General features: G+C 34.1%; 8 protein-coding genes. All 8 read left to right on the top strand.

Annotated elements, in window-relative coordinates; all coding sequences use genetic code 11:
- Positions 1–259: 259 nt before the first annotated feature.
- The 8 genes from lspA (at position 260) to carB (ending at position 10,589) form a co-directional block, all read left to right on the top strand.
- Complete coding sequence (gene lspA / locus IDG66_RS05185) at positions 260–751, top strand: signal peptidase II (RefSeq protein WP_000549207.1); 492 nt, start codon at positions 260–262, stop codon at positions 749–751.
- Entirely contained in the window at positions 751–1,668 is a 918-nt protein-coding gene (locus tag IDG66_RS05180; RefSeq protein ID WP_000451306.1) for an RluA family pseudouridine synthase, read from the top strand. Before lspA ends, IDG66_RS05180 begins: the two co-directional genes overlap by 1 nt.
- Before the next feature lie 399 nt (positions 1,669–2,067).
- Complete coding sequence (pyrR, locus tag IDG66_RS05175; protein ID WP_000003870.1) at positions 2,068–2,595, top strand: bifunctional pyr operon transcriptional regulator/uracil phosphoribosyltransferase PyrR; 528 nt, start codon at positions 2,068–2,070, stop codon at positions 2,593–2,595.
- Between the two features lie 217 nt (positions 2,596–2,812).
- The gene (locus IDG66_RS05170) at positions 2,813–4,120 is read left to right on the top strand and encodes a uracil-xanthine permease family protein (RefSeq protein ID WP_001178619.1); all 1,308 of its coding nucleotides are present in this window, start codon (positions 2,813–2,815) and stop codon (positions 4,118–4,120) included.
- Positions 4,121–4,147: 27 nt separating this feature from the next.
- Complete coding sequence (locus IDG66_RS05165) at positions 4,148–5,029, top strand: aspartate carbamoyltransferase catalytic subunit (protein WP_001016166.1); 882 nt, start codon at positions 4,148–4,150, stop codon at positions 5,027–5,029.
- Positions 5,030–5,046: 17 nt separating this feature from the next.
- The gene (locus tag IDG66_RS05160) at positions 5,047–6,321 is read left to right on the top strand and encodes a dihydroorotase (RefSeq protein ID WP_000767028.1); all 1,275 of its coding nucleotides are present in this window, start codon (positions 5,047–5,049) and stop codon (positions 6,319–6,321) included.
- Position 6,322: 1 nt separating this feature from the next.
- Positions 6,323–7,423: a carbamoyl phosphate synthase small subunit gene (locus IDG66_RS05155; RefSeq protein ID WP_001190913.1), complete on the top strand. Its 1,101-nt coding sequence runs from the start codon at positions 6,323–6,325 to the stop codon at positions 7,421–7,423.
- The gene (gene carB, locus IDG66_RS05150; protein WP_001126264.1) at positions 7,416–10,589 is read left to right on the top strand and encodes a carbamoyl-phosphate synthase large subunit; all 3,174 of its coding nucleotides are present in this window, start codon (positions 7,416–7,418) and stop codon (positions 10,587–10,589) included. The genes IDG66_RS05155 and carB overlap by 8 nt, the downstream gene beginning before the upstream one ends.
- The last annotated feature ends 31 nt before the right edge of the window (positions 10,590–10,620 follow it).

Raw genomic sequence — 10,620 nt, 5'->3', positions numbered from 1 at the left:
TCAACGAGCTGTACATTATAAAATACATATCAAAAAAGCTGATTTCTATCAAATAATTAATAGAAAACTGCTTTTTTAAATTGCCTAAGAACTTAATATCCCAGCCTGCTTTCCTAATTTTTAATGTCAAAACATAGTAGTTTATCAAGTATTGAGTGAGTAACATTAGATTTAATGTAATATGCTTACTTTTTTTATTAGCAGGTGTAAGCTATAATATAAAGAGTTGTCTCATGGACGATTGATTGGAGGAACGAAAATGCACAAAAAATATTTTATTGGCACTTCCATTTTAATAGCAGTATTTGTCGTTATATTTGACCAAGTTACTAAATATATTATAGCTACTACAATGAAAATTGGAGATTCATTTGAAGTGATACCGCACTTTTTAAACATAACATCACATCGAAATAATGGTGCTGCATGGGGAATATTGAGTGGAAAAATGACATTTTTCTTTATTATTACCATTATTATATTAATAGCCTTAGTATATTTCTTTATTAAAGATGCTCAATATAATTTGTTTATGCAAGTTGCTATTAGTTTACTTTTTGCAGGTGCACTTGGAAACTTTATTGATAGAATTTTAACAGGAGAAGTTGTTGACTTTATTGATACAAATATTTTTGGTTATGATTTTCCAATATTTAATATCGCAGATTCAAGTTTAACAATTGGTGTAATATTAATTATTATTGCCTTATTAAAGGATACTTCCAATAAAAAGGAGAAGGAGGTTAAGTAATGGAGACTTATGAATTTAACATTACAGATAAAGAACAAACAGGTATGCGTGTAGATAAGTTGCTGCCTGAATTAAATAGTGATTGGTCTCGTAACCAGATACAAGATTGGATTAAAGCAGGTTTAGTCGTTGCAAACGATAAAGTTGTTAAATCTAATTATAAAGTGAAACTTAATGATCATATAGTTGTCACTGAAAAAGAAGTGGTTGAAGCTGATATTCTACCTGAAAATTTAAATTTAGATATTTATTATGAAGATGACGATGTTGCAGTTGTATATAAAACGAAAGGCATGGTAGTTCATCCATCACCAGGGCATTATACCAATACATTAGTTAATGGTTTAATGTATCAAATTAAAAATTTGTCAGGTATTAATGGAGAAATTCGTCCAGGTATTGTTCACCGTATAGATATGGATACTTCTGGTTTATTAATGGTTGCTAAAAATGATATTGCTCATCGTGGGCTTGTAGAACAATTAATGGATAAATCTGTTAAAAGAAAATATATCGCTTTAGTTCACGGGAATATTCCTCATGATTACGGTACAATCGATGCGCCAATTGGTAGAAACAAAAATGATCGTCAATCTATGGCTGTTGTTGATGATGGTAAGGAAGCAGTGACACATTTTAACGTACTAGAACATTTTAAAGATTATACGCTTGTTGAATGTCAACTTGAAACAGGACGTACGCATCAAATCCGTGTGCACATGAAATATATTGGCTTCCCATTAGTTGGTGATCCAAAGTATGGACCGAAAAAGACATTGGATATTGGTGGTCAAGCTCTACATGCTGGACTTATTGGATTCGAACATCCAGTAACAGGTGAATATATTGAAAGACATGCTGAATTACCACAAGACTTTGAAGATTTATTAGATACAATTCGAAAAAGAGATGCATAATTGTGTTGTGCTATAATTACGATAACATTATTATGTAAACTATAAGTATTTATCGTTTTCGTTTTTTTAAAATGAAAACACATTATAAAATAGATTAAGGTTAACATTTTTACTGAGATCGGTTAATTTTTCAATATAGATTGACAAAGCGCCTGATTAGTATTATCCTTATAACAGTTTAAGTACAACATAAAGAGTCTTTAATTGAGCGTCCAGAGAGACGTCAAAGACATGAAAATATAGATATATACTAAAATGATCATAACACTTTCACATATGCAAGAATAAGTAGTAATACTACGATTCTTCTATGTAAATAGGCTGATTGTATATACTAAACCTCATGTCGATATTAAAGACATGAGGTTTTTTGTTTCTAAATTTTGAAAGGGTGAGAATATGTCTGAACGTATCATAATGGATGATGCCGCAATACAACGTACAGTGACGAGAATCGCTCACGAAATTTTGGAGTATAACAAAGGTACTGATAATTTAATTCTTTTAGGTATCAAAACAAGAGGTGAATATTTAGCGAATCGTATACAAGATAAAATTCATCAAATTGAGCAACAACGTATACCTACTGGAACAATTGATATTACATACTTTAGAGATGATATAGAGCACATGTCATCACTTACGACAAAAGACGCAATAGACATCGACACAGATATTACAGATAAAGTAGTCATCATTATTGATGATGTGCTGTATACTGGTCGAACGGTTCGTGCTTCACTTGATGCTATTTTGCTAAATGCTAGACCTATTAAAATTGGTTTAGCTGCTTTGGTTGATCGAGGACATCGTGAGTTACCAATTCGAGCAGATTTTGTTGGTAAAAATATACCTACTTCTAAAGAGGAAACGGTAAGTGTCTATTTAGAAGAAATGGATCAAAGAAATGCAGTTATAATTAAATAATACCCCTTTTAATTCAGTACGAGAGACTGAAAAAGGTGGGGGAGTTGAATGATAAATAAGTTTTCATATGCTTGTTTATCTAATAATACCCTCATGTTCGACAACTATAAGTCAATTTCTATGGACGAAAATGACTTGTAGCAACTTGTCACACTTTTTGTCTCTTTACATATACTGATGTAAAGAGATTTTTTTATTATCGGAGGAAATGAATATTATGCAAAATGATGAAATGTTTGAACGAACAGTAAAACCTGTACTAGATGTAAATGAAAAACCACAACCAGCGCAATGGGCATTTTTAAGCTTACAACATTTATTTGCGATGTTTGGCGCAACAGTACTAGTACCATTCTTAACAGGATTACCAATATCCGCAGCGTTACTAGCTTCGGGAATCGGTACATTACTTTATATCTTAATAACGAAGGCGCAAATACCAGCATACTTGGGATCTAGCTTTGCATTTATCACGCCAATTATCACGGGATTAAGTACGCATAGCTTAGGAGACATGCTTGTAGCATTATTCATGAGTGGTGTTATGTACGTCATCATCGGGATTCTAATCAAATTAAGTGGGACAGCATGGTTAATGAAATTATTACCACCAGTTGTTGTTGGACCAGTCATCATGGTAATTGGTTTAAGCTTAGCGCCTACTGCAGTCAATATGGCAATGTATGAAAATCCTGGAGATATGAAAGGTTACAATATCAGTTTCTTAATTGTTGCAATGATAACCTTGCTTGTAACAATAGTCGTTCAAGGATTTTTTAAAGGATTCCTATCTTTAATTCCAGTACTTGTAGGTATTATCGTAGGTTATGTGGTAGCGATTTTTATGGGGATTGTGAAATTTGATGCAATTATGTCAGCAAAATGGATAGATTTCCCTCATATTTATCTGCCATTTAAAGATTATGTACCTTCATTTCACTTAGGACTTGTACTGGTAATGATTCCGATTGTGTTTGTAACAGTAAGTGAACATATTGGGCACCAAATGGTATTGAATAAAATCGTAGGTAGAAACTTCTTTGAAAAGCCAGGACTTGATAAATCAATCATTGGTGATGGTGTTTCTACAATGTTTGCCAGTATTATTGGTGGACCACCAAGTACAACATACGGTGAAAATATCGGTGTATTAGCGATTACCAGAATATACAGTATTTACGTCATTGGTGGTGCAGCAGTTATAGCAATTGTTTTAGCATTCATTGGTAAGTTCACTGCATTAATTTCTTCTATACCTACACCAGTTATGGGAGGAGTATCTATATTACTTTTCGGTATTATTGCAGCAAGTGGCTTAAGAATGCTAGTTGAAAGCAAAGTAGATTTTGCGAACAATCGAAATTTAGTTATAGCTTCAGTAATTTTAGTTGTAGGTATCGGTAATTTAGTATTTAACTTAAAAGAAATTGGTATCAACCTTCAAATTGAGGGGATGGCATTAGCTGCACTTTCAGGAATTATTTTGAACTTAATCTTACCTAAAGAGAAAAAACAAAACAATTAAGATTTACAAATTAAGGAGGGCGCTTTTATGAATCATTTATTATCAATGGAACATTTATCTACAGATCAAATATACAAACTTATCCAAAAGGCAAGTCAATTTAAATCTGGTGAACGTCAACTACCAAACTTTGAAGGGAAATATGTCGCAAATTTATTCTTTGAAAATTCTACTCGAACAAAATGTAGTTTTGAAATGGCAGAACTTAAGCTAGGGTTAAAAACGATTAGCTTTGAAACATCAACATCATCTGTTTCAAAAGGTGAATCTTTATATGACACATGTAAAACTTTAGAAAGTATTGGCTGTGATTTATTAGTCATTAGACATCCGTTTAATAACTACTATGAAAAATTAGCGAATATTAACATCCCAATTGCGAATGCTGGTGATGGTAGTGGACAACATCCAACACAAAGTTTACTTGATTTAATGACGATATATGAAGAATATGGATATTTTGAAGGCTTGAATGTATTGATTTGTGGAGACATTAAAAATTCACGTGTCGCACGTAGTAATTACCATAGTTTAAAAGCATTAGGTGCAAACGTAATGTTTAATAGCCCAAATGCTTGGATTGATGATTCTTTAGAAGCACCTTATGTAAATATAGATGATGTTATAGAAACAGTAGATATAGTTATGTTATTAAGAATTCAACATGAAAGACATGGGCTTGCAGAAGAAACTAGATTTGCAGCAGATGATTATCATCAAAAGCATGGCTTAAATGAAGTGCGCTATAACAAATTACAAGAACATGCTATTGTTATGCATCCGGCACCTGTGAATAGAGGAGTAGAAATACAAAGCGATTTAGTAGAAGCTTCAAAATCAAGAATTTTTAAGCAAATGGAAAATGGCGTTTACTTAAGAATGGCAGTCATTGATGAATTATTAAAATAGGTAAGGGGACGAAAATGATGAAATTAATTAAAAACGGTAAAGTATTACAAAATGGCGAATTACAACAAGCAGATATTTTAATTGATGGTAAGGTAATTAAACAAATTGCACCTGCAATTGAACCAAGCAATGGTGTTGACATCATAGATGCGAAAGGTCACTTTGTGTCACCTGGATTTGTCGATGTTCATGTTCATTTACGTGAACCTGGTGGTGAATATAAAGAGACAATTGAAACTGGTACTAAAGCTGCTGCTAGAGGCGGATTTACAACTGTATGTCCAATGCCTAACACAAGACCGGTACCAGATTCTGTAGAACATTTTGAAGCTTTACAAAAATTAATCGATGACAATGCTCAAGTACGTGTATTACCTTATGCTTCAATTACAACACGTCAATTAGGTAAAGAATTGGTTGATTTCCCAGCACTAGTAAAAGAAGGTGCCTTTGCGTTTACAGATGACGGTGTAGGAGTACAAACTGCAAGCATGATGTATGAAGGTATGATTGAAGCTGCAAAAGTAAACAAAGCCATCGTAGCACACTGTGAAGATAATTCATTAATCTATGGTGGTGCAATGCATGAAGGGAAACGCAGTAAAGAGTTAGGTATACCAGGTATTCCAAACATTTGTGAATCTGTTCAAATCGCAAGAGATGTACTATTAGCTGAAGCAGCAGGTTGTCATTATCATGTATGTCATGTTTCTACTAAAGAAAGTGTTAGAGTCATTCGTGATGCTAAACGCGCAGGCATTCATGTTACAGCTGAAGTTACACCACATCATTTATTGTTAACAGAAGATGATATTCCTGGTAATAATGCCATTTATAAAATGAATCCACCATTGAGAAGTACTGAAGATAGAGAGGCTTTGTTAGAAGGGTTACTAGACGGTACAATTGATTGTATCGCAACAGACCATGCACCACATGCACGTGATGAAAAAGCGCAACCAATGGAAAAAGCACCATTCGGAATTGTTGGTAGTGAAACAGCATTCCCATTATTATATACGCATTTTGTAAAAAATGGTGATTGGACATTACAACAATTAGTAGATTACTTAACAATTAAACCATGTGAGACATTTAATTTAGAATACGGCACATTAAAAGAAAATGGTTATGCAGATTTAACAATCATTGATTTAGATAGTGAACAAGAAATTAAAGGAGAAGATTTCTTATCAAAAGCAGATAATACACCATTTATCGGCTATAAAGTTTATGGAAATCCGATCTTAACAATGGTTGAAGGCGAAGTTAAATTTGAGGGGGATAAATAATATGCAAAGCAAACGTTATCTAGTGTTAGAAGACGGTTCTTTTTACGAAGGCTACCGTTTAGGATCTGATAACTTAACTGTAGGAGAAATTGTATTTAATACAGCGATGACAGGTTATCAAGAAACTATTTCAGATCCATCATATACAGGTCAGATCATTACTTTTACGTATCCATTAATCGGTAATTATGGTATCAATAGAGACGATTTTGAATCATTAGTACCTACATTAAACGGTATTGTAGTGAAAGAAGCGAGTGCGCATCCAAGTAATTTTAGACAACAAAAGACACTTCATGACGTTTTAGAATTGCATCAAATTCCAGGGATTGCAGGTGTTGATACAAGAAGTATTACGCGTAAAATTCGACAACACGGTGTGTTAAAAGCTGGTTTTACTGATCGAAAAGAAGATATTGATCAACTTGTCAAACATTTACAACAAGTAGAATTACCTAAAAACGAAGTAGAAATCGTTTCGACTAAAACACCGTATGTTTCGACAGGTAAGGATCTAAGTGTCGTACTTGTAGACTTTGGTAAGAAGCAAAATATTGTTCGAGAATTAAACGTCAGAGGTTGTAACGTCACAGTTGTACCATATACAACTACTGCCGAAGAAATTTTAGCAATGGCTCCAGATGGCGTTATGCTATCAAACGGACCAGGTAATCCTGAAGTTGTAGAATGTGCGATTCCAATGATTCAAGGAATTTTAGGGAAAATTCCGTTCTTTGGTATCTGTCTAGGACATCAACTTTTTGCATTATCTCAAGGAGCAAGCTCATTTAAAATGAAGTTTGGTCATCGTGGTGCGAACCATCCAGTTAAAAATTTAGAGACTGGAAAAGTTGATATTACGAGTCAAAACCATGGATATGCAATAGATATAGATTCGTTAAAAAGTACTGATTTAGAAGTTACTCATCTTGCATTAAATGATGGTACTGTAGAAGGTTTAAAACATAAAACATTACCAGCATTTTCTGTTCAATACCATCCTGAAGCAAATCCAGGACCGTCAGATTCAAACTATCTATTTGATGATTTTGTAGCAATGATGACTAATTTTAAGGAAAAGGAGCGTCATATCAATGCCTAAACGTAATGATATCAAAACAATTTTAGTAATAGGGTCTGGGCCAATTATCATAGGTCAAGCAGCTGAATTTGATTATGCTGGAACACAAGCATGTCTAGCTTTAAAAGAAGAGGGATATCGAGTTATTCTTGTAAATTCAAATCCAGCGACAATCATGACTGATAAGGAAATTGCGGATAAAGTATATATCGAACCGTTAACTCATGATTTTATAGCGCGAATTATACGTAAAGAGCAACCTGACGCTTTACTTCCAACTTTAGGTGGTCAAACAGGTTTAAACATGGCGATTCAACTACACGAAAGTGGTGTGCTTCAAGATAATAACGTCCAATTATTAGGAACTGAGCTAACATCAATTCAACAAGCAGAAGACCGTGAAATGTTTAGAACATTAATGAATGATTTAAACGTTCCTGTACCAGAGAGTGACATTGTAAATACAGTAGAGCAAGCCTTTAAATTCAAAGAGCAAGTGGGATACCCGCTAATTGTTAGACCGGCATTTACGATGGGTGGTACCGGAGGCGGTATTTGTCATAATGATGAAGAATTACATGAAATCGTCTCAAATGGTCTTCATTATAGTCCAGCAACGCAATGTTTATTAGAAAAATCTATCGCAGGTTTTAAAGAAATCGAATACGAAGTAATGCGTGATAAAAACGATAATGCCATCGTTGTATGTAACATGGAAAATATTGATCCAGTTGGTATTCATACTGGCGATTCAATTGTTGTGGCTCCTAGTCAAACATTATCAGATGTTGAGTATCAAATGTTACGTGATGTTTCATTAAAAGTTATTCGAGCTTTAGGTATCGAAGGTGGTTGTAATGTTCAATTAGCATTAGACCCCCATTCATTCGATTATTATATTATAGAAGTAAATCCGCGTGTATCACGTTCATCAGCGTTAGCTTCAAAAGCAACAGGATATCCTATTGCAAAATTAGCTGCTAAAATCGCGGTTGGTCTAACATTAGATGAAATGTTAAATCCAATTACAGGAACATCTTATGCAGCGTTTGAACCAACTTTAGACTATGTGATTTCAAAAATACCAAGATTTCCTTTTGATAAATTTGAAAAAGGAGAACGAGAGCTTGGCACACAAATGAAAGCAACAGGTGAAGTTATGGCCATTGGTCGAACTTACGAAGAATCATTGTTAAAAGCAATTCGATCACTTGAGTATGGTGTGCATCACTTAGGATTACCAAATGGTGAAAGCTTCGATCTTGATTATATTAAAGAACGTATTTCACACCAAGATGATGAACGATTATTTTTCATCGGCGAAGCAATTAGAAGAGGCACAACATTAGAAGAAATTCATAATATGACTCAGATTGATTACTTCTTCTTACACAAGTTCCAAAACATTATTGATATTGAGCATCAACTAAAAGAGCATCAAGGTGATTTAGAATATCTTAAATATGCAAAAGATTATGGATTTAGTGATAAAACAATAGCGCATCGCTTTAATATGACGGAAGAAGAAGTATATCAATTGCGTATGGAAAATGATATTAAACCTGTTTACAAGATGGTTGATACTTGCGCAGCTGAATTTGAATCTTCAACACCATATTATTATGGTACATACGAAACTGAAAATGAATCCATAGTTACTGACAAAGAAAAAATCTTAGTATTAGGCTCTGGACCAATTCGAATCGGCCAAGGTGTAGAATTTGACTATGCGACAGTTCACGCCGTTTGGGCAATTCAAAAAGCAGGGTACGAAGCGATAATTGTGAATAACAATCCAGAAACAGTTTCAACAGACTTCTCAATTTCTGACAAATTATACTTTGAACCTTTAACTGAAGAAGATGTGATGAATATCATTAATTTAGAAAAACCTAAAGGTGTCGTTGTACAATTTGGAGGACAAACAGCGATTAATTTAGCAGACAAATTGGCTAAACATGGTGTTAAAATACTTGGTACTTCACTAGAAAATCTAAATCGTGCTGAAGATAGAAAAGAATTTGAAGCACTATTAAGAAAAATTAACGTGCCACAGCCACAAGGGAAAACAGCTACATCACCTGAGGAAGCATTAGCGAATGCTGCAGAAATCGGATATCCGGTTGTAGTAAGACCTTCTTATGTATTAGGTGGTCGCGCAATGGAAATTGTAGACAATGACAAAGAGTTAGAAAACTATATGACCCAGGCTGTAAAAGCGAGTCCGGAACATCCGGTACTAGTCGATAGATATTTAACTGGTAAAGAAATTGAAGTTGATGCGATTTGTGATGGAGAAACGGTCATTATTCCAGGAATAATGGAACATATTGAACGTGCTGGTGTGCATAGTGGTGACTCAATCGCTGTATATCCACCACAAACTTTGACAGAAGACGAGTTAGCAACACTTGAGGACTATACTATAAAATTAGCTAAAGGTTTAAACATCATTGGCTTAATCAACATTCAATTCGTTATAGCTCACGATGGTGTGTATGTTTTAGAAGTAAATCCACGTTCTAGTAGAACGGTACCATTCTTAAGTAAAATTACTGATATTCCAATGGCACAATTAGCTATGCGAGCAATCATTGGGGAAAAACTAACAGATATGGGTTATCAAGAAGGGGTTCAACCATATGCTGAGGGTGTCTTTGTGAAAGCACCGGTATTTAGTTTCAATAAATTGAAAAATGTTGATATTACTTTAGGACCTGAAATGAAGTCAACAGGTGAAGTGATGGGGAAAGATACTACATTAGAAAAGGCGTTATTCAAAGGGTTAACAGGTAGTGGTGTTGAAGTTAAAGATCACGGTACAGTATTAATGACCGTCAGTGACAAAGATAAAGAGGAAGTTGTTAAATTGGCACAACGCTTAAATGAAGTTGGCTATAAAATTTTAGCAACGTCTGGAACAGCTAATAAATTAGCTGAGTATGACATACCTGCAGAAGTAGTAGGCAAAATTGGTGGCGAAAATGATTTATTAACACGTATTCAAAATGGTGATGTTCAAATCGTTATAAATACAATGACTAAAGGTAAAGAAGTAGAAAGAGATGGCTTCCAAATTAGACGTACTACAGTTGAAAATGGTATTCCATGTTTGACATCTTTAGATACAGCTAATGCCTTAACGAATGTAATTGAAAGTATGACATTTACAATGCGTCAAATGTAAATCAATCAAACTGTATCGGTGGGGCTGTAAT

The organism is Staphylococcus sp. EG-SA-18, assembly GCF_017151825.1.
Classification (GTDB): domain Bacteria; phylum Bacillota; class Bacilli; order Staphylococcales; family Staphylococcaceae; genus Staphylococcus; species Staphylococcus aureus.
The sequence above is the reverse complement of the archived record's forward strand: the minus strand, read 5'-3'. Positions and strand labels throughout refer to the sequence as shown.